A 19,752-nucleotide genomic window follows, 5' to 3' on the forward strand; every position below is an offset into this window, starting at 1 on the left:
CAACCGATCGGTTGAATCCGGGTTCCACCGCCCGCGCGCGGCCGGATCCGTCCGGCCGACGCGGAGGCCAGGCCCGGGCGACGAGACTCGGCAGGTCACTCGAACCCCCGGCAGAGAGGTCTCCGCACCGTGTCCAGCCTCAGCAGACGACATGTCCTCACCACCGCGGCCGGAGCAGGCGCCGCCCTCGCCCTCGGCGGACTCACCACCGACGCTGCCGCCGCGGCGGCAGCCGCCGGCCGGGGCGGCGGGGCCGAAGAGACGCGGACACTCGACGAGTTGTACCGGGCCGCGCTCGCCGAAGGCGGCAAGCTCGTCGTCTACGCCGGCGGCGACACCCCCACCCAGCAGGACGGTACCAAGGCCGCGTTCCTCGAGCGCTTCCCCGACATCGACCTGACGATCGTCGTCGACTACAGCAAGTACCACGACGTCCGCATCGACAACCAGCTCGCCACCGGCACCCTCGTCCCGGACGTCGTACAGCTCCAGACCCTCCAGGACTTCGTCCGCTGGAAGGAACAGGGCGAGCTGCTGCCCTACCGGCCGGCCGGCTTCGGCACGGTCCACGACGGGTTCAAGGACCCGCAGGGCGCCTGGGTCGGCATCGCGGTGATCGCGTTCAGCTTCCTGTACGGCACGGCCGCGGCGGGCTCGGGCGCGCCGCGCACCCCGCTCGACCTGCTCGACCCGAAGTGGAAGGGCCGGATCGCGTCGTCGTATCCCCATGACGACGACGCCGTCCTCTATCTCTACGCGCTGTACGCGCAGACGTACGGCTGGGAGTGGGTGGCGAAGCTCGCCGCCCAGGACGTGCGGTTCGCGCGCGGCAGCAACTCCCCCGGTGACGCGGTCGGTTCGGGGCTGAAGCCGATCGGGATCGGCGGCGCCGGCGCCCCGCTCGGGACCGGTCCGGTCCGATGGGTGCTGCCCGCGAAGGCGCCGTTCATGGCCTGGGGCCAGCGCGCCGCGATCCTCAGGCAGGCCGCCCGGCCGGCCGCCGCCAAGCTCTACCTCAACTGGCAGCTGTCCGCGGCCCAGCAGCGGACGTCCTTCAACGGCTGGTCGGTACGCACCGACATCGCGCCCCCGGCCGGTCAGCAGCCCGTCTGGGAGTACCCCAACGCCCACCTGGACGGCTTCCCCCGCTTCATGGCCGACCGGGCGGCGGTCGAGCGCTGGAAGCAGACCTTCGCCCTGTACTTCGGCGAGGTGACCGGCGCCCCCACGCCCGGGGTCCTGGGCCTGCACCCGGGCGCCTGACCCAGGCGGCTCTTCACACCCGCCCTACAGGCCACGGATAGAATCGATCACCCAGTCCGAGGAGATCCGTGGGAGTTCCGCCGTGCCCGACCGACTCCCCTCCGGGCCGCGCGGTTTCCGGCTCCGGCTCGAACAGGCTCCGCACCTGATGTTCTTCGTGATGCTCGGTGCCGCCGTCGTCCGGCTGGTGGAGCTGGGCGGCGCGCTGTGCGTGGACATGGTCCTCGTCAGCGCGCTGCTGACCCTGGTGTACTCGGCGGGCCTCGCGGTGTGGCAGCGGCTGGTCCGGGCCGGGCGGCACGGATGGGTGGTGGCGCTGCTCGGCCTGTGGGCGGTGCTGGTGCTGCTCGCCCCGCAGCCGCTGACCATGGCGTACGCCTGGTGCGGTGTGCCGCTGGCGCTGGCGGCCCTGCGCGCCCTCGGACAGCGCTCGGCGGTCGTCGCGGTGGCCGTCATCACCGTCGTACTGGGCGGGCGGCTCATCGGGACGGCCCACCGGTTCGACCCGGAGATGGGGCTGATCCCGGTGGCGGCCGTGTGGGGCACGGTCGCCCTCTACCGGGTCCAGCAGCGGGACTCGGCCGAACGGCGGCGGCTGATCGAGGAGTTGCGCGGCACGCGGGCGGTGCTGGCCCGGCAGCAGCGGCAGGCCGGGGTGCTGGCGGAGCGCACCCGGATCGCCCGGGACCTGCACGACACCCTGGCCCAGGAGCTGGCGGGCGGTCTGATGCTGCTCCAGGCGGCCGAGCGGGACTGGGAGGGCCGGCCGGAGGCCGCCCGTACCCGGGTCCGGGCGGTCGCCGACGGGCTGGCCGCCCATCTCACGGAGACGCGCCGCATCATCCACGGGCTCACGCCCAGCGCGGTCGCGGAGACCGGTCTGGCGGAGTCGCTGCGGCGGCTGTGCGAGCGGGCCGAGGCGGAGGGCACGGCGGCACGGGTGCGGTTCCGGCACACCGGCCGCGGGCCGGTCGACGAGGACACGGCCACCGCGCTGCTGCGGGTCACCCAGAGCGCGCTGGCGAACGTGCGCGAGCATGCGCACGCGGTGCATGTGCGGGTGGCGCTGCGGCAGCTGGCCGACCGGGTCGAACTCGAAGTCGCCGACGACGGCATGGGGTTCGTCCCCGGCACGCCCGGGACGGCGGACCGGCCGGCCCGCGGCTACGGGCTGCCGGCGGCCCGGGCGCGGCTCCGGGAGCACGGCGGCGAACTGCACGTCACCAGCGCACCGGGCGGCGGCACCCGGATCCACGCCGTCGTCCCCGTCCGCTCCCTCACCGCCGCGTCCCCGGCCGCCGTCCGATGAGCGGGCTGCGTCTACTGATCGCCGACGACCACGCCGTGGTACGGGCCGGGCTGCGCGCCCTGCTGGAGGGCGAACCGGACCTCGCGGTGGTCGCGGAGGCCGGCAGCGCGGAGGACGGGATCAGGCTGGCCGTCGAACTGCGGCCGGACGTCGTCCTGATGGACCTGCGATTCGCCGCGGATCCCGCGGGCGGCCTGGACGGCATCGAGGCGGCCCGTCGGCTGAGCATCGAGGCGCCGGGGGTGCCGGTGCTGATGCTGACCAGCTACTCCGGCCGCGCCGACGTCCTGCGCGCGCTGGCGGCCGGGGCCCGCGGCTACGTCCTCAAGGCCGGGCCGCCCGAGGAACTGTTCCGGGCGGTACGCGGCGCGGCCCAGGGCACGGTGGCCCTCGCCCCCGAGGTGGTCGGCGGACTCGTGAGCCAAGCGGTCAGCCCGGAGCCGGAGTTGACGGACCGTGAGGTGGAGGTGGTGACCCTGCTGGCGCGCGGGCTGGGCAACCGGGCCATCGCACAGTCGCTCTTCCTCGGCGAGGCGACCGTCAAGACCCATCTGGTGCGCATCTACCGGAAGTTGGGGGTCGAGAACCGCGCGGCGGCCGTCTCGGAGGCGGTACGGCGCGGACTGCTCGAGGTCGGCGGGCCGCGCTGAGCGCTCCGCCGGCAGTGCCGCGATCTGCCGTCTGCCGACCGGACCCGCTCAGCCGATCTCGACCACCCGCGCCCAGGCGGGCGGTGCGTCCGGTACGTAGTCGGAGTCGTCCTCCCGCCACGACGTGCCGTACTGCCGGGGGAACAGGCCCACCACCGTCCGGCAGGCCGGCTGTGTCTCCGGCCAGGGTGTCTGCCCGTCGGTGAGGGCCACCACGACGTCCGGGGCCGGCCGCGCCCGCAGCGCCCTGGCGAAGCCCGCGCGCAGATCCGTACCGCCCCCGCCGACGAGCGCGATGCCCTCCGCGCGGCACAGCGGCTGCACGGTCCGGGCGGCCGCGTCGCAGGACAGCACGGAGACCAGGTCCCGGCGGCCGCCGACGGCGCGGGCGATCGCGGCCACCTCCAGCAGGGCGCTGCCCAGTTCGGCGTCGCTGACCGAGCCGGAGGTGTCGATGACCACCGAGACCCGGGGCGGGCGGCGGCGCAGGCTCGGCAGGACGACACCGGGCAGGCCGGTCGAGCGGCGCGACGGGCGGCCGTAGCTGTAGTCGTCGCCTGCGCCCGCGGCCGAGGCCGCCGAGCGGACCGCCGCACCCAGCAGCTCCCGCCAGGGCTGCGGCGGATGGAAGACGTCCTCGGCCCAGCGCCGCCAGCCGTCCGGGGTGCTGCCCGGGCGGCCGGTGATGGCCTGCGCCACCCGGAACCGGACCCCGTCCCGCTCCTGCTCGCTGAGGCCGTGCGCGCCGTCCGGCCCCAGGTCCCACTCCCGGTCGCGGCCGTCGGCGCCGCTGCCGCAGTCCAGCCAGGTGAGGTCCTGCGTCAGCGGTCCGAGCCGGAACTGACGCAGGTAGTCCTCCATCAACTGGCCTTCGTCCAGCCGCAGCATGTACGGCCGGACGGCCCCGCGGGGCTGCACCAGCCCGTCGCCGTACGCGTCGTCGTTGATCTCCAGGTCCGCCGCGATGTTCATCCGCAGCCGCTCGCCTGCCCCGGTCAGCCCGCGTTCCCTGGCGACCCGGTCGCTGCGCGCGTGGTGCTCACGCAGCAGGTGCGAGACCTCGTGCACCCACACCGCGGCCAGGTCCTCCTCCGGCATCCGGTCCACGAACGCGGGCGAGACATAGCACCGCCAGTGCTTGTCGACGGCCATGGTCGGCACCAGCCGGTCCGCCACGACGTGCAGGGCGAACAGGGCCGTGGCGAGGTAGGGCCGGGCCCGGGCGGCCTGGAGCCGGGCGGCGTAGAGCTTGTCCAGGTCCAGTGCCCCGGCCGCTTCGATGCCCGGTTCGGCGTTCATCGGCGCGCCTTCGCCGCGACGCGTTCGGCGGCCCGGTCGGCGCGCTTGGACACGGACACCGCACCCGCGAGCCGTTCGACGGCCGCCGGGACGTCCCAGTCGTCCCGGCGCAGCGCGGCCAGCGTGGTGGCGGGGACGACCACGAGGTCCGGGGCTCCGGTGTCCAGAGCCCGCACCAGCAGGGCCCAGGCCGCGTCCCAGCGGGCCCGGTCCGGCCGTTCGCGGACCGCCGCGACCACGCCGTCGAGCACGGCCTGGCGCAGATCGCCGCGCTCGGGCAGGTCGGCCGCGTCCGGGTCGGCGAGCAGCGTCTCCGGGTCCGGGAGTTCCATCCGGTCGACGCTCGCCAGCAGTTCGAGCCCCGGGCCGTCCCCCACCGTCCCCCTGACCAGGAGGGAGAGCACGTCCCGGGAGGAGCCGGATGCGTGCGCGAAGGCGACCAGGCGCAGGGTCATGTCCCAGCTGCGGGGTGACGGCCAGGCTCCGCCCCGCCGCATCTCGCCGTTCGGCAGCCGGTGGACGAGCGTGGGGCGGGTGGTGAGCAGGCCGCACACCGCGCGGCGCGCGAAGTCCACGGCGGCGGGCAGCCGGTCCGGGTCGAGCCGGGGCAGGGTGGCCCGGGGCCAGGTGCCGCCGAGGCCGCGGACGACGACCTCGTGGTCGTGGGCCCACTGGAGGTGCACGAACCGGTTGGCCAGCGGCGGGCTCAGCTCCCAGCCGTCGGCGGCCGAGGACCGCGGGTTGGCGGCGGCCACGATCCGTACGCCGGGCGGGAGCCGGAGGGCGCCCACGCGACGTTCGAGGACCAGCCGGAGCAGGGCGGCCTGCACGGCGGGGGGTGCGGTGGACAGTTCGTCGAGGAACAGCAGGCCCCGGCCGGCCCGCACCAGCCGTACCGCCCAGTCCGGCGGGGCCATCGGGACGCCCTGGACGGCGGGGTCGTCGCCCACGACGGGCAGACCGGAGAAGTCGGACGGCTCGTGGACGCTGGCGATCACCGTGGTCAGCGGCAGGTCGAGCGCCTCGGCCAGCCGGTTCAGGGCGGCGGTCTTGCCGATGCCGGGCTCGCCCCACAGGAGGACGGGCAGGTCGGCGGCGACGGCGAGGGTCAGCGCCGCCACCTGTGTGTCGGGCCGGGGTTCGGTGGTGGAGTCGCCGAGCAACGCCGACAGGGCGTCCGCGACGGCGAGTTGGTCGGGGGCATGAGTGGTCATGAGTGATCACCTGGGGATGTGAGAAGGCAAGTGGGTGGGTGTCAGCGCCGGTTGGCGGGGCGTGGGCCCAGGCGCGGGTCGCGGACGGACCGGCGTCGCCGCGCGCGGACGGGCCCGGTGCGGGATCCGACGAGGCCCGCCCGGTAGAGGCCGTACGCGATCCGGCGTTGCGCGGCCGCCTCCAGTTCGTCCTTCAACGGTCCGTCGCGCAGCACGGCTTCGGGCCCCAGCAGTCCTTCGACGACGGCCAGCGCGCCGGCGATGTCCCCGTGGTCGAGGCGTTCACGGACACCGGTGAGGCAGTCGGGGCGCCGGTGCGCCTCGTCGATGACCCGCAGGCAGGGCAGCGGCGGACCGCCGAGCGCCACCAGGAGTTCCTCGCGCCGCAGTTCGTCCGGGGAGTGGTCCAGCGGGGACAGCACCCCGTCGACCATGCCGATCCGGTGCGGGGCGCCCCGGCACTCCACGAGGCCTGGCTGCCGGGCCGGGTCGGGGTACGGGTCCCGGGCGGCCGGCGAGTGCCCGGGGACGAGCGCCGCGGCGACCAGCGGATGCAGCCGGCCGGCGTCGACCAACCCGGCGCGCAGCAGTTCCAGATCGGGGAGGAGCCAGGTCGCCGCGTCGGGCAGGACGGGCCGTACGCCGGTACCGGCGTCCCGGGCGGAGGCGTCCCGGGCGGTGGTCACGGTTCCGTCGGCCGCGAGGTGCAACGCGAGCCGCTGCCGGCCGCCCAGGCGTACGACGACGGTGCCGCTGTCCCGCCCCTCGGCGCCCAGCACGATCCGCGCCTCGTCCGCCCACCGCTCCGTGGCGCACAAAGCCCGCTCGGGGAACGGGAGTCGGCCGCCGGACGAGAGCCGTTCACCGCCCGTCGGCCGGTCGGCGCCCGACCGGGTCCGCAGGTCGACGGCGGCATCCGCGTCCCACAGATGGCGGTGCAGGTCGAAGCGGAACCGCCGGCTGGGGTGCGGATGCGGATGCCCCCGGGCGGCGGGCTCGCTCAGCGTGCCGTCCCACAGCGCGAGACTGATCCGCTGCCCGGCGTCCGCCCAGGCGGGCGGCGTCCGGACCACGAGGCACAGGGAGCCTTCGAGGGCGTCGTAGCGGGCGAGCGGCATGGTCAGCCCCGGCCGCAGCAGCCCGTCGGGCGCGATTCTCGGCAGATGCCAGCGCAGCAGGTCGGGTGCCAGCCGACGCAGGTCGGCACGGATCCGCTGCCGGGCGTCCCGGCCCCGCGCACGGGCCAGTTCGCGCAGGTCCAGGTCGACGTCGAAACCGGCGGCGGCACAGGCCCCCGCCCAGTCCCCGGCGGTGCGGCGGGCGGTCGCGGTCTCGATCATGGCGGGCGGCACGGCGAACTCGCGCACGCGCCGCCACAGCGAAAGGCGGGTGTCCCCGTCCGTGAGGTGAGTGGCCATCAGCACTCACCTGGCGTGGACGGGACCCCCAATCTGACAGCAGAGTGAGTGGTCATCGCCGGGAGCATACGACGGCCCCGTCCCGGCCGGCCAGCCAATTACGCACCGGCTCGGCACGTGACGCGGATCACCCCGGACGAGTGCAGCGTTCTGCCGCCCCCAGGGCCTTTTCCCAGGTGTAGGCAGCCGGGGAGAGCGGGGACCGTGGGAATGGAGCAGGCTCGGGCCGGTGAGTACGACGAGTTCGTGGCGGCCCGCTGGTCGGGACTGTGCCACCTGGCCCGTCTGCTCACCGGTGGCGATCGGCATCGGGCCGAGGATCTGTTGCAGGAGTCCTTGGTCCGGCTGTGGTTCGTCTGGCCGAAGGTCGCCGACGAGGCGCCGGAGGCGTACGTCCGGAAGGTCCTGGCACGTGCCGCGGCCCGCTCGGCGCGGCGCCGGTGGTGGGGCGAGCGCCCCGTGGAGGAGCTGCCCGAGGTCGCGGCGGCCGGCGACATGTCGGCGGTCGTCGCCGAGCGTTCCCGGCTGGAGGCCGCGCTGGCGCAGCTGACCCCGCGCCAGCGGGCCGCGGTCGTCCTGCGCTACTACCAGGATCTGCCCGACCGGCAGGTCGCCGAGGTGCTGGGCTGCCCGGTGGGCACCGCCCGGTCGCACGCGGCGCGCGGGGTGGCCCGGCTGCGGGAGCTGCTGGCGGACGCGATCGAGCCGGTGGGGTGAGGGAGAGGCCATGGATCACTTCGAGCGGCAGTTGACGCAGTTGATGCACGACGACCGGGACACGGCACCCTTCGAGCCCCGGCACCGGGACCGGCTGCGGGCCGGGGTGCAGGCGCGGCGGCGGATCCGGGCGGCCCAGCGGGCGGCCGGCGGTGTCGTCGCGGCCGCGGGGCTCGGCCTGGGCCTGTTCCTGTGGCCCCACTCCGGTGTCCGTGACGAGCCGAGCGCGCCGCACCCCTGGCCCGCGACCAGCCCCACCACCGGTACGGCACCGGCGCCGAGCCTCTCGCCCAGTGCGCCGGCCTCCGGTGCCACGGCCTCGGCGCCGCCGCCCGAGGACACGACCGCGCCCGGGGACACCCCGTCGGCGACGAGCGGGGGTACCGCCTCGTCGTCGCCGACCCCGACTTCGACCGCGACCTCGACGCCGACTTCCACCCCGGACGCGGGCACGACCCGGAGCGCCACGGAGGGCTCGTCCGGGAGCTCCACCGCCACCACGTTCCCGCCGTCGGCGCCCGCGACGCAGGGCCCCGACCCGTCGAACGGCTCGTAGACCGCGGTCGACCCGGCCGGACAGCGACCGAGCAGCGGCAGGACAGCGGCCGGTCGGCTGCCCGACACCCGGACGGCACCCCGTTCGCCCGTCCCCCGCCCTCAGCCCCCAGCCCCCAGCCCCCCACCGGGTGTGTCCTCGGCACGCCCTGAAATCGAGAACGAATGCGAAAAAATGTCATGAATCACCCTCGGGTCACCTTGCCGGTCCCGGCGCCGCCGCCTCCGGCGCACCGCGGCGAGCCGGTCCTCGACCTGGCCGTACCGGTGTTCAACGAGGAGACGGACCTGGAACCCAGCGTGCGGCGGCTCCACGCCCATCTGCGGGAGACGTTCCCGTATCCCTTCCGGATCACCGTCGCCGACAACGCCAGCACCGACGACACCCCGCTCATCGCGGCCCGGCTCGCCGCCGAACTGCCCGAGGTGGAGTGGATACGGCTGGCCGAGAAGGGCCGCGGCCGTGCGCTGCGGGCCGCCTGGTCGGCGTCGTCGGCGCCGGTCGTCGGCTACCTCGACGTGGACCTGTCGACCGGGCTCACGGCGCTGCTGCCGCTCGTCGCCCCGCTGATCTCGGGCCACTCCGACCTGGCCATCGGCACTCGGCTGGCGCCCGGCGCCCGGGTGGTGCGCGGCCCGAAGCGGGAGGCCATCTCCCGCTGCTACAACGTCCTGCTGCGCTGCACCCTGTCGGTGGGGTTCTCGGACGCGCAGTGCGGATTCAAGGCCGTACGCCGGGACGCCGCCGCGCGGCTGCTGCCGCTGGTGCGGGACCCCGGATGGTTCTTCGACACCGAACTGCTGGTGATCGCGGAGCGGGCCGGGCTGCGGATCCACGAGGTGCCGGTCGACTGGGTGGACGACCCGGACAGCCGGGTCGCGCTGCTGTCCACGGCGCTCGCCGATCTGCGCGGCATCGCGAGGGTCGGCCTGTCGCTGGCCCGTGGCACGCTGCCGCCGGGGCGGCCGCCACGGTCCTACGCCGTCCGCGCCACCGTCATGGCGCTCGCCCACCTGCTCCTGTACGCGGCACTGCGGCCGGCTTCCGCCGCACAGGTGACCAATGCCCTGTCCATGCTGGTCTGTTGGACACTCGCCCAGCCGGTCCTCGGCCGGCCCCCACTGCCTCCGCCGCCCGCGCTGCCCGCCCTGGCCGCCCGTCTGGCCGTCACCGCCGGCTCGCTCGCCGTCCTGCGGCACACGGCCCCCGGCACCGGCCTCCGCGCGGAACTCGCCGTACTCGCCGCCGCCCACCTGTCCCTCCTCCTCGCCCGGCCGGCCTTCGGCGGACGGCGACGCCGGACGGAGTCCGCGGCCTCATGACCACGCCCCTGAAGAGCACGGCACCTCCCCCGCCCGCCGCCTCCGGGACCGCCGCGCCGGGCCCCGGACAGCGCCTGCGCGCCACCGCCCGCCGCTACGGCCCGGTCCTCGCGATGTACGGGGTCCTGAAGCTCGTCGGCTTCGGCTCCTTCATGTATCTGCTGGACTCGGCCGGGGACTTCCGCAGGAAGCATCCGCGGTTCGGCGGCGGCGCGCACACCTGGGACGTGCTGGGCACCTGGGACGGCTGGTGGTACCAGCAGATCGCCCTGCACGGCTACCACCCCGCGCTGGTCCCGGTGCCCGGCGCCACCGGCTTGATCACCCTCCAGGGCAACTCGGCCGCGTTCTTCCCGCTCTACCCGGCGCTGATGCGGGTGGCGATGGAGGTCACCGGTCTCGGTCCGTTCGGTGCCGGGTTGCTGGTGTCGGTCGTGGCGTCGTTCGCCGCGGCGCTGGGGATCTTCGCGGTCGCCGCCTGGTTCGGCGGCCGGCGGGCGGGGCTGGCGGCGGCCGGGCTGTGGGCCGTGTGGCCGGGCTCCGGCGTGGAGTGGGCGGTCTACTCGGACTCGCTGTACGTGGCGCTGGCCGCCTGGGCCCTGTACGCCGTCCTGACCCGCCGCTGGCTGACGGCCGGGGTGCTGACCTTCACGGCCGGCCTCAACCGGCCCACCGCCGCGGCCCTGGTCGCCGCGCTCGCCCTGGCCGCGCTCCTGGCGCTGCGCCGCCGCGAGGACGGCGTCGCCCGTCCGCTGACCGCGATGCTCGTGGCCCCGCTGGGTCTGCTCGGCTATCTGGGCTGGGTGGGCCACCGCATGGGCGACTACGGCGGCTACTTCGAACTCCAGTCGCGCGCGTGGGGGCACGAGTTCGACTACGGCGGCCAGACCCTGGACGTCCTGACCTCCGTCCCCGTGGGCCACTTCGACTATCTCTTCGCGCTCCCCTTCGCGGACGTCATCGGGGTCGGGGTGGTCCTGCTGGACCTGGCGCTGCTGCCGCTGCTGTTCCGGCTGCGCCCGCCGGCGGTGCTGGTCGTCCACACGGTGCTCACCCTCGCCCTGGTGCTGGGCAGCCAGCAGTACTTCGCCAACGTCTCGCGCTATCTGCTGCCCGCCTTCCCGCTGTTCGTCCCCCTGGCGGTCGCGCTGCGCCGCCTCAGCCTGCCCTGCCTGTGCGTCCTGCTGGGCATCGCAGCGCTGGCCTCCGGCTCGTACGCGGGCTACGCCCTGTTCGAGCTCGGAGTGCCCTGACGACGGCGCGGTCCGCCCGGACGGCGGCTCAGGGGCCCTCCCCCGACGACTGCTCGGGCCCGCCCGACAGCTGCTCAGGCCTTCTTGAGGGCCACTCCGCCGTAGAAGCCGATCTCCTCGGAGCCGGCCGGCGGGGTGGCGTCCGGGCGCCAGAACGGAACCTGGGCGACGCCGGGCTCGACCAGCTCGAACCCGTCGAAGAACCGCTCGACCCGGGCCCGGGGGCGCAGGTTCATGGAGGCGGTCGCGTTGTTGTAGACGGCCTGGGCCTCGCTGCGGTCGTCGGCGAAGTCGTCGGTGGCGTGCGAGAGCACCAGGAAGCTGCCGGCCGGCAGCGCGTCGCGCAGGGTGGCCACGATCCGCTCGGGCTCCTCCTCGTCGCGGATGAAGTGGAGGATGGCGACGAGGAACAGCGCGACGGGCTCGCCGAAGTCGATGATCCGGCGGACTTCGGGGTGCTCGATGACGGCCTGCGGGTCGCGCAGGTCGGCGAGGACGATGCTGGTGGTGCCCGCCCGGCTGAGCAGCGCGTCGCCGTGGGCCTTCACGATCGGGTCGTTGTCGACGTAGGCGACCCGGACGTCCGGCGCCAGCTCAGCGGCCACCTCGTGCACGTTCGGCGAGGTGGGCAGGCCGGTGCCGATGTCGAGGATCTGGCGGACGCCGTTGTCGATGACGTGCCGGACCGCGCGCTGCAGGAAGCCACGGTTGGCCCGCACGGAGATCCACACCTCGGGCGCGACTGAGGCGAGCTGGTCACCGGCCTTGCGGTCCACCTCGTAGTTGTCCTTGCCGCCCAGCAGGTAGTCGTAGATCCGCGCGGGATGCGGCTTGCTGGTGTCGATCTCCACGGACCCGTTGCCGTCCTGCGTCACGTGCGCTCCTCTCAACGACCGTCCCGGCCCCCCTTGGCTCGTCGACGGCTGGCGACAGCTTTCCATATCAACTTCTTTATCGGCGCACCGAGTTCCGCCGTCCGCGACCGCGGCCGGTGGGCCAGGTCGACCGACCGGGCCGGACTTGACTACCATCGGGCCCAGGTGTCCGGGCAGGTGGCCCGGTTTGGTTGGGGGTTTCTCATGGTCAGTGGTCGTGTGGTGCGGTTCGACAGCTCGCGCGGTTACGGGTTCATCGCCCCGGACGGTGGTGGCGAGGATGTCTTCCTGCACGTGAACGACATGCAGATGTCGGAGTCGTACGTCCGCCCCGGCGTGGCGGTGGAGTTCGAGATCGAGGCCGGCGAACGCGGCCCGAAGGCGTCCGGCGTCCGGCTCGCCCGGGGCACCGACGTCCGCACGCTCGGTCCGGACGACGACTCGCTGTGCGATCTGCTCAGCGCGGACGAGTTCACCCGCGAGGTCACCGAGACGCTGCTGGCGTCGGCGCCCACGCTCACCGCCGAGGAGATCGTGCGGGTCCGGGGCGCGCTGGCCCAGTTCGCGAAGAACCACGGCTGGATCGAGGGCTGACCCGCCCGCGGCGGACGGCCGGTTCACGCGTCGCGCGAGCCGAGGAGCCGGCCGCCCGCCGTGAGGGCGCACCCGCCCAGAGGGCCAGGACGCCCGGTCCCTGTCAGGGGCCGACGGACAGCAGGGCCGGCACGATGCCGGTCGCGGTCGCCGAGTCGCGTGCGACGAGGGCCGGCCCCAGGCTCGGCAGGCCGGCCAGGACCAGGTAGAGCACGGAACCCACCGCCGCCCGCAGGGTGGGCCCGCCGGTCAACGACAAGGCCGGGTAGCCGTGTTCCGGAGTGAAGCCACGACCAGTCGCCCGACCAGCGGCGAGCCGAGCACCGAGACCGTCGCGGCCGCGGGCGCCACGGCGGTGAGCACGACACCCTTGGCGCACGGGACCGTCAGCCTCCGCGGCGGCCGTCAACGGGCGCAGGAACAGCGGCGGTAGCGCCGTCGCCAGGCAGAACAACCCCAGGACCGGGGTGAGTTGCACACGGCCGGTGCTGGAGCCGGCGTCGGCGAACAGCCGAGGGACCGAGCCGTGGCCGGCGCCGAACTCCGCGAGGGATTCGGAGACCGCGAGGAACGCGAGCAACACCGCGTAGACATACGGCCGTTGGGCGGTCCGGCCGCGCAGCCGGCGCCAGGTGTCCCACCCTGCCCCCGCACGCATCACGCCGGTCGACATGACAGCGAACCCTCGTGACGAGGGTCACACTCCCACGGTCGAACTTTGGCGCCCGCCCCGCATCTAGTTCGCGTCGGTTCACGCACGGCCACGGAGCAACCCCCCTCCGCGGCCGTCCATTTCACTTTCATGTCACCTTCATCCAGCAAGGAACACTCAATGGGTTTTGTGGCTTACCTGCGCGGCTTCGTCCCCTGGATCGTCGCCGGTGTCGTCTCGGGCTTCGTCGACTGGCGGTGGGGTGCGCTCGGCGGTGTCGTCTCGGGCGTGCTGCTCCTCCTCCAGGACGTGCGTCGGGGGGTCGACCTCGACGCGCTGATCCTGGAGGTCAGCACCATCGTGTACTTCGTCGTGATCGGCGCCGTCTCCGTCGCGGACCCCGGCTCGGCGCTGAAGGACCACAGCGACGTCCTCTCCTTCGTCTGGCTGGCCGCCACCGCCTGGGGATCCATGGCGATCCGCCGCCCCTTCACGCTGGGCATCGCCAAGCGCCAGACGCCGCGCGAGTACTGGGACATGCCGGAGTTCCTCCAGGTCAACAACCACATCACCAGCGCCTGGGGAGCCGGCTTCACCTTCATCGCCGTCGTCCTCGCCGTCGGCGGCGCGGTGGACGCCCCGGCATGGGTCGGCATCACCGCCCACGTCATCGGCCTCGCCGCCCCGATCGTCTTCACGAAGGTCTACCCCGAGCGGGTGCAGCGGCGCCTGCTGGAGTCGCAGGGGCTGATGTCCGTCCCCGAGTGACGCGCGGCACCCCGGACCTGATCCAGCACGCGGCCGGCACCGCCCTGCCGGCCCGGACAAGGAAAGCACCATGACCGAAGAGACCACCCCTCCCCTCTACCTCCGGGGCCGCTTCGCGCCGGTCCCCGAGGAGCACAACGCCTTCGACCTCACCGTGCGCGGCACCCTCCCGCCCGAGCTGGACGGCCGCTACCTGCGCAACGGCCCCAACCCGCTGCCCGGCGAGGACGACGGCCACTGGTTCACCGGCCCCGGCATGCTCCACGGCATCCGGCTGCGCGACGGCCGCGCCGAGTGGTACCGCAACCGGTGGATCCGCACCAGGGAGCGGGAGGGCCACCCCTTCGTCCGCGAGGACGGTACCTTCGACCTGACCGCGACGCCCGGCAACACCCATGTCATCCGGCACGCGGACACGGTGCTGGCGCTGTGCGAGGTCGGCTTCCCGTACTGGGTCACCCCGGCGCTGGAGACCGTGGGGCCGTACGACTTCGGCGGCAGGCTGACCACCGCGATGACCGCACACCCCAAGGAGGACCCGGTCACCGGCGAACTCCACCTGTTCGGCACCGGGTTCGCCCCGCCGTACCTCACCTACCACCGGGTCACCGCGGACGGGGAGCTGGTCGACAGCCGTCCGATCGAGGTGCCCGGCCCGACGATGATGCACGACTTCGCCATCACCGAGCACCACATCGTCTGGATGGACCTGCCCGTCGTCTTCCGGCCCGAACTCGCCGGCCACGACGGCATGCCGTACCAGTGGGACGACGGCTACGGCGCCCGGCTCGGCATCATGTCCCGCACGCCCGGCAGCACCGAGGTGCGCTGGTTCGACGTCGATCCCTGCTACGTCTTCCACGTCGGCAACGCCTACGAGGACGCCGAGGGGCGGATCGTCCTCGACGCGGTGCGCTACGACCACGACAAGTTCGAGAACGCCTGGGGCGACATCGGCGGGCCGACCGGCGTGGCCGTCGTGCCGGAGCCGGGCCTCGTCCAGACGCCCGCAGTGCTGTACCGCTGGACCCTGGACCCGGCCACCGGCCGGGCCGCCGAGCGCCAACTGGACGACCGGGACGCCGAGTTCCCCACCCACAACGAGACCCTGACCGGGCGCCGGAACCGTTACCTGTACACCGTCTCGGGTGACGGCATCGCCAAGCACGACCTCACGGGCGAGACCACCCGGGTCCATGCGACGCCCGGTGCCCGCTACGCGGGTGAGGCGGTGTTCGTCCCGGCGGCGGACGGCCGGAGCGAGGACGAGGGCTGGCTGCTGTCGCTCGTCTCCGACGACGACGGCAAGGCCGGGGAACTGCTCGTTCTCGACGCCACGGACCTCTCCGAGCAGGCGGTGGTGGAACTCCCCTACGCTGTCCCGGCGGGCTTCCACGGCAGCTGGCTGCCGGAACTCGGCGACGAGGACTAGCCGGGGCCCGCGAGAGCGCCGGAACAGGAAGGCCGAGAAGATGCGCTTGCCCGGCTCCGGGCGCCGGAAGGAAAGGTCTGCTGCTGTGGCTGCCGATGCCCTCGCCGGTGCGGCCTCATGAGCCGGGGGACGGCCGAGGCCGCGCGCATCGAGGACGCGGTGCTGACCCGGGCCGCGCAGGCGGGCGAGATCGCCGCCCTCGGGCTGCTGCTCGAACGCCACCGCGCGGGGATGCGTGCGGTGGCGCTCAGCCTGCTCGGGCCGGGCCCGGACGCCGAGGACGTCATGCAGGACGCGGCCCTGACCGCGCTGCGGCGGATCGGCGACGTCCGCGACCCGGGAGCGGTGGGCCCGTGGCTGCGGATGATCGTGCGCAACGCCGCCCGCTCCCTGCTGCGGGACGCCGTTTCGGTCCGGCCGGTGGACGAGGGCCTGCACCTGCCGTCCGCGGAGGCCGGTCCGGAGCAGTGGCTGGAACAGAGCGCGCTGCGGGACTGGGTCTGGGAGGCGCTGGAGGAGCTCTCCCCCGCGCTGCGGCTGCCGTTGGTGCTGCGCCACTTCACCACGAGCGTCACCTCGTACGAGCGGATAGCGGACGTCTGCGGGATCCCCGTCGGCACGGTCCGCAGCCGGCTCAGCCAGGGCCGGACCAAGCTCGCGGCGGCCCTGGCCGGCACGGCGGACGCCGCGCACGGCGACACCGCACGGCGCACCCGGGACAGCCGTACCCAGGCCCGGGAGACCCTCGCCGCCGCCGAGAGCGGGCACTTCGGAGCACTGCTCACCGAACGCTGGTCGCCCGAGGTCGCGCTGCTCAGGGGCGGCGACCGGGTCGGGGGCGGGGACCTGCTGGTGCGTGCCATGGACGGCGACATCGCGGCCGGGGTACGGCAGCGACTCGTCCATGCGGTCGCCGGACGGTCGCTGGCCGTCTGGGAGATGGACATCGTCAACCCGGCCGACGACCCCGGGCACTGCCCGCCCGCCGTGGCCTGGCTCATGACGCTGGACGGGGCCGGCCGGGTGCACAAGCTGCGCCTCTTCCATCCACGGCCGCTCCAGGCGATGGAGCGGCTCCCGGTGCTGTGACCCGTCAGGCGCCGGGGGCGGCCCCGGCCTCCGGCGTCCCGGCCTCGGCGGCGAGGACCCTGGCGCGCAGGTCCGCGGGGAAGACGCCCTCGAAGGTGGCCTGCGGGGCGCGTCCGTGGCCCTCCGCCGGGAGCAGCGCGTCATGGACGACGACGGCTCCCCAGCCGCTGTGCAGTTCCTCCTCGGTGAAGCACGGGTACCACGGCATGATCGGCCCGTGCCACTGCTCCTGGCGCAGCGACGGATGGACCCGGGTGGCCAGTGCCCACAGCAGGTCGGAGTCGTTCGCCGGGTCGACGTCGTCGTCGAGGACGTAGACGACCGGGGAGAGCCGGCCGACCCGGGTGCCGTTCAGAACCTCGCCGATGTGGTGCACGAAGCGCGCGGTGTCCATGGCGGGCAGCAGGTCGCGCCAGTTCGACGGCACCGTGATCACCGTCCAGAAGCAGGCGGCGCGCAGCGGCAGCCAGGCGGTGGTGACGGGCAGCCCGGCCTTGCGCAGCTCCGCGACGACCTCGGCGGAGATGCCGGCGGCGGGTGCTACGTGCGAGTCGTCGACGGGCCGTCCGGCGGGGGCGAGCGGCCAGATCGGGTCGTCCCGGTAGGTGATCGCCTCGATACTGAAGAGCGGCTGCGGCGAGGTCTCGGGCAGCGCCCAGCCGTGGAACTCGGCGAACGGTCCTTCCACGGCGTCGCGGTTCGCGGACAGGTGACCCTCGATGACGACCTCGGCGGAGGCCGGCACCTCCAGGTCGTTCGTCTCGCACGTCACCACGTCGACCGGCCTGCCGAGCACCGCCCCGAGATACGCGCCCTCGTCGACCTCGGTCGGCACGGTCATGCCGCCGACGACGGCGGCCCCCGGGTCACCGCCCTGGAAGAGCGCGTACGGCATCGGTTCGCCGATGGCCTCCCACTCGCGCCAGATCATGCCGAGGTGCTGGCCCGGCAGCACCAGTCCGGTCATGTGGCGGTCGTCGATCTGCATGATCCGGGAGATGGCCCAGTTGGTCCACCGGCCGTCGGGCGTCCTGGCGACGACCACGCCCCAGGTGTTGACGTAGGGACCGCCGTCGCCCTGGTGGACGACCGGGATCGGGAACCGGTCGAGGCGGGCGTCCTCGCCGGTCAGCACGTGCTGCTTGCAGGGCGCGCCGGCGCTCGGCACCCGCCGCGGGGGCAGCAGTTCCCCGGTGCCGGCCCGGGCGAGCCGTTCGACCAGTTCGGCGGCGGTCGTCGTGTGGGGCAGGCCGAGCGAGAGGGAGATCCGGGCCAGCGGATGCCCGGGGATGCTGGACAGGGCGCCGGGGGCGCCGACCATGCGGAAGCCCTCTTCGACCCCCTTGAGGTGCTCGAAGAACGGGGCGGGGCGGCCGTTCTCGGTGGAGCGCCGGGTGACGGCGGACGCCTCCAGGTCGGGGTCGATCACCCGGGAGACGCGCTGGAGGTCGCCCAGCTCTTCGAGCGCGGCGAGGTAGGACCGGAAGTCACGGGTACCGAGGTCACGGGTGCCGACGTCATGGGTACCGACGTCACGGTTCCGGAAGTCAGGGGTGTCGGTCATCAGCTGGTTGCGCCTTTCGGTTCGGACGAGCGGGGCATTCCGTCCCAGCGCTGTGCCGACGGCACCTGGATGCCGATCTGGTCCAGCACGCGGACGGCGATGTGCCCGACGAGTTCGTCGATGGTCTGCGGACGGTTGTAGAAGGCCGGCATCGGCGGCACGATCCGCGCTCCCATCCGGGAGAGCGCCAGCATGTTCTCCAGATGGATCTCGCTGAGCGGGGTCTCCCTGGGCATCAGGACCAGGGGGCGCCGCTCCTTCAGCGTGACGTCGGCGGCGCGCGGGATGAGGCCGTCGGCGTATCCGGTGCGGATCCCGGCGAGGGTCTTCATGCTGCACGGCGCGATGATCATGCCGTCGACCGGGAACGAGCCGGACGATATCGCCGCTCCCTGGTCGTTCCACGCGTACGTCACGTCCGCCAGGTCGGTGACCTCGCGCACCGAGTGGCCGGTCTCCAGATGGATTGTCGCTCTGGCCCACTGGGACAGCACGAGATGGGTCTCCACGTCCGGCTGCTCCCGCAGCCGGCGCAGCAGTTCGACGCCGAAGACGGCGCCGGTCGCCCCGGTCATCCCGAGGATCACTCTTCGCGGCATGGGAGCACCTTCCGTACACGGTAAGTCCGTACACGGATCAATCTAGGGCACCAGCCTTGCAATGGCAAACGATCCGTGTACGGAATGACAGTGCACGGAGGTAACCTGTCTCCATGACGAGCGGAGCGCGATACGACGGAATGCTGGAGGACGGCATGGCCCACCAGCTGCGCCGGGCCTCGCAGGCGGTGAACGCCTCGTGGCAGCTGCGCAGCGGTGACCTGACTCCGCCCCAGTTCGCCGTGGTTCAGATCCTGGACGAACGCGGCAGCCTCGACCAGAAGACCCTCGGCGCCCTCGCCGCGGTCGACCGGTCGACGCTCACTCCCCTGCTCGACCGGCTCCTTTCGCGCGGCCTGATCACCAAGAACACGGATCCGGACAACCGCCGCCGGCAGCTGATCGCCCTGACTCCCGCCGGGCGGGAACGCGCGGCGCTGGGCCGCGAGCAGGCGCGGGAGACCAGCCGCTGGATCGAGGACCTGCTCGGCCCGGAGCGCCTCGCGACCCTGACCCTGCTGCTCAAGGAACTCGGCGACGGGGGGCGCGAGCAGGAGGCGCCGTCGCGTTAACTCTCAAGTCATCGCGCCGCACTCGGCGCCCGTAGCCAGCGCCCCTGGTCAGCGCCCGCACTCGGCGCCCGCGCTCAGCGCACGGGCGAGTCGATGCGCTGGAGGATGCGCTCGGCGTCCTGGCCGAGCCGGCGAAGGCGCTCGGCGGTCAGGTTGTCCACGACGAGGTGCCGGACGTTCGCCGCGTGGCCGGGCGCGGCCGACTCCAGCTTGGCCATACCGTCGGGCAGGAGGACGGCGTTGGTGAAACGCCCGTCCTCGGGGTCCGGTTCGCGCCGGACGTAGCCGCGCTTCTCCAGCCGCTTCATGAGGTGCGAAAGGCGGGACAGCGAGGAGTTGACGACCTCGGCCAGCGTACTCATCCGCAGGGTCCGGCCGGGGGCCTCGGAGAGCATCGCCAGGGCCATGTACTCGACCATGCTGAGATCGGCGTCCCGCTGCAACTGGGCGTCGAGGGCCCAGGGCAGCCGGGTGATGAGCCGTACCACCGACATCCAGGAGGCCAGTTCGGCCGGCGTGAGCCACAGGTCGGCGTGCTCGTCGTCCGGTCGGGGCCGGTCAGGGGTGGTCACTTCGGGAGCGTATCAGCTCACTTGAGCCTTCACG

General features: G+C 73.8%; 20 protein-coding genes. 12 read left to right on the plus strand and 8 right to left on the minus strand.

Annotation, left to right across the window (positions count from 1 at the left end; genetic code table 11):
* Nucleotides 1-129 precede the first annotated feature (129 nt).
* The 3 genes from ABT137_RS22235 to ABT137_RS22245 all read left to right on the plus strand — a co-directional run bounded on the left by ABT137_RS22235 (nt 130) and on the right by ABT137_RS22245 (nt 3,222).
* Nucleotides 130-1,263, plus strand: coding sequence for an ABC transporter substrate-binding protein (locus ABT137_RS22235; RefSeq protein ID WP_351711437.1), 1,134 nt, complete (start codon nt 130-132; stop codon nt 1,261-1,263).
* An 82-nt stretch (nt 1,264-1,345) separates the two neighbouring features.
* Nucleotides 1,346-2,572, plus strand: a complete 1,227-nt coding sequence (locus tag ABT137_RS22240; RefSeq protein ID WP_351711439.1) for a sensor histidine kinase — start codon at nt 1,346-1,348, stop codon at nt 2,570-2,572.
* A complete protein-coding gene (locus ABT137_RS22245) occupies nt 2,569-3,222 on the plus strand; it encodes a response regulator transcription factor (protein ID WP_351711441.1) in 654 nt (217 codons plus the stop codon). Before ABT137_RS22240 ends, ABT137_RS22245 begins: the two co-directional genes overlap by 4 nt.
* A gap of 48 nt (nt 3,223-3,270) precedes the next feature.
* Here ABT137_RS22245 and ABT137_RS22250 read toward each other — a convergent pair whose 3' ends face one another.
* From ABT137_RS22250 to ABT137_RS22260, 3 genes are read right to left on the minus strand one after another with little or no spacing between them, the layout of a single operon-like run.
* Entirely contained in the window at nt 3,271-4,521 is a 1,251-nt protein-coding gene (locus ABT137_RS22250) for a vWA domain-containing protein (RefSeq protein WP_351711443.1), read from the minus strand.
* A complete protein-coding gene (locus tag ABT137_RS22255; protein ID WP_351711445.1) occupies nt 4,518-5,735 on the minus strand; it encodes an AAA family ATPase in 1,218 nt (405 codons plus the stop codon). Before ABT137_RS22255 ends, ABT137_RS22250 begins: the two co-directional genes overlap by 4 nt.
* Nucleotides 5,736-5,776: 41 nt before the next feature.
* Nucleotides 5,777-7,153: a hypothetical protein gene (locus ABT137_RS22260; RefSeq protein ID WP_351711447.1), complete on the minus strand. Its 1,377-nt coding sequence runs from the start codon at nt 7,151-7,153 to the stop codon at nt 5,777-5,779.
* A 210-nt stretch (nt 7,154-7,363) separates the two neighbouring features.
* Here ABT137_RS22260 and ABT137_RS22265 point away from each other — a divergent pair, with 210 nt between their 5' ends.
* The 4 genes from ABT137_RS22265 (at nt 7,364) to ABT137_RS22280 (ending at nt 11,001) form a co-directional block, all read left to right on the plus strand.
* Complete coding sequence (locus ABT137_RS22265) at nt 7,364-7,870, plus strand: SigE family RNA polymerase sigma factor (RefSeq protein WP_351711449.1); 507 nt, start codon at nt 7,364-7,366, stop codon at nt 7,868-7,870.
* A gap of 10 nt (nt 7,871-7,880) precedes the next feature.
* On the plus strand, nt 7,881-8,426 hold the full coding sequence (locus ABT137_RS22270; protein ID WP_351711451.1) for a hypothetical protein: 546 nt from the start codon (nt 7,881-7,883) through the stop codon (nt 8,424-8,426).
* Between the two features lie 179 nt (nt 8,427-8,605).
* Nucleotides 8,606-9,748: a dolichyl-phosphate beta-glucosyltransferase gene (locus tag ABT137_RS22275; RefSeq protein WP_351711453.1), complete on the plus strand. Its 1,143-nt coding sequence runs from the start codon at nt 8,606-8,608 to the stop codon at nt 9,746-9,748.
* Nucleotides 9,745-11,001, plus strand: a complete 1,257-nt coding sequence (locus ABT137_RS22280; RefSeq protein ID WP_502984563.1) for a putative hexosyltransferase — start codon at nt 9,745-9,747, stop codon at nt 10,999-11,001. Before ABT137_RS22275 ends, ABT137_RS22280 begins: the two co-directional genes overlap by 4 nt.
* 74 nt (nt 11,002-11,075) lie before the next feature.
* Here ABT137_RS22280 and ABT137_RS22285 read toward each other — a convergent pair whose 3' ends face one another.
* Entirely contained in the window at nt 11,076-11,876 is an 801-nt protein-coding gene (locus tag ABT137_RS22285; RefSeq protein ID WP_351711455.1) for an SAM-dependent methyltransferase, read from the minus strand.
* Between the two features lie 204 nt (nt 11,877-12,080).
* On the opposite strand from ABT137_RS22285, the gene ABT137_RS22290 reads away from it, so the two are divergent.
* The gene (locus tag ABT137_RS22290) at nt 12,081-12,470 is read left to right on the plus strand and encodes a cold-shock protein (RefSeq protein ID WP_351711457.1); all 390 of its coding nucleotides are present in this window, start codon (nt 12,081-12,083) and stop codon (nt 12,468-12,470) included.
* Between the two features lie 103 nt (nt 12,471-12,573).
* Here ABT137_RS22290 and ABT137_RS22295 read toward each other — a convergent pair whose 3' ends face one another.
* Nucleotides 12,574-13,143: a hypothetical protein gene (locus ABT137_RS22295; RefSeq protein WP_351711458.1), complete on the minus strand. Its 570-nt coding sequence runs from the start codon at nt 13,141-13,143 to the stop codon at nt 12,574-12,576.
* 159 nt (nt 13,144-13,302) lie between these two features.
* On the opposite strand from ABT137_RS22295, the gene ABT137_RS22300 reads away from it, so the two are divergent.
* From ABT137_RS22300 to ABT137_RS22310, 3 genes are all read left to right on the plus strand, one after another.
* Nucleotides 13,303-13,890 carry a hypothetical protein gene (locus tag ABT137_RS22300; protein ID WP_351711459.1) on the plus strand — a complete coding sequence of 196 codons (588 nt, stop codon included), beginning with the start codon at nt 13,303-13,305 and terminating at the stop codon, nt 13,888-13,890.
* 70 nt (nt 13,891-13,960) lie between these two features.
* The gene (locus ABT137_RS22305; RefSeq protein WP_351711461.1) at nt 13,961-15,322 is read left to right on the plus strand and encodes a carotenoid oxygenase family protein; all 1,362 of its coding nucleotides are present in this window, start codon (nt 13,961-13,963) and stop codon (nt 15,320-15,322) included.
* A 117-nt stretch (nt 15,323-15,439) separates the two neighbouring features.
* The gene (locus ABT137_RS22310) at nt 15,440-16,411 is read left to right on the plus strand and encodes an RNA polymerase sigma factor (protein WP_351711463.1); all 972 of its coding nucleotides are present in this window, start codon (nt 15,440-15,442) and stop codon (nt 16,409-16,411) included.
* Between the two features lie 4 nt (nt 16,412-16,415).
* On the opposite strand, the gene ABT137_RS22315 is transcribed toward ABT137_RS22310, so the two are convergent.
* Both ABT137_RS22315 and ABT137_RS22320 read right to left on the minus strand, forming a co-directional pair.
* Nucleotides 16,416-17,975, minus strand: coding sequence for a UbiD family decarboxylase (locus ABT137_RS22315; protein WP_351711465.1), 1,560 nt, complete (start codon nt 17,973-17,975; stop codon nt 16,416-16,418).
* Complete coding sequence (locus ABT137_RS22320) at nt 17,975-18,574, minus strand: non-oxidative hydroxyarylic acid decarboxylases subunit B (protein WP_351711467.1); 600 nt, start codon at nt 18,572-18,574, stop codon at nt 17,975-17,977. The genes ABT137_RS22315 and ABT137_RS22320 overlap by 1 nt, the downstream gene beginning before the upstream one ends.
* A gap of 113 nt (nt 18,575-18,687) precedes the next feature.
* Between ABT137_RS22320 and ABT137_RS22325 the strand changes: the two genes are divergently transcribed.
* On the plus strand, nt 18,688-19,146 hold the full coding sequence (locus tag ABT137_RS22325) for a MarR family winged helix-turn-helix transcriptional regulator (protein WP_351711469.1): 459 nt from the start codon (nt 18,688-18,690) through the stop codon (nt 19,144-19,146).
* Nucleotides 19,147-19,220: 74 nt separating this feature from the next.
* Here the strand turns inward: ABT137_RS22325 and ABT137_RS22330 are convergent, their stop codons facing one another.
* Nucleotides 19,221-19,718 (minus strand): MarR family winged helix-turn-helix transcriptional regulator, encoded by a 498-nt coding sequence (locus ABT137_RS22330; protein WP_351711471.1) that lies wholly within the window; start codon nt 19,716-19,718, stop codon nt 19,221-19,223.
* Nucleotides 19,719-19,752: the final 34 nt, after the last annotated feature.

Source organism: Streptomyces sp. NPDC001980 (genome assembly GCF_040296885.1).
GTDB lineage: Bacteria > Actinomycetota > Actinomycetes > Streptomycetales > Streptomycetaceae > Streptomyces.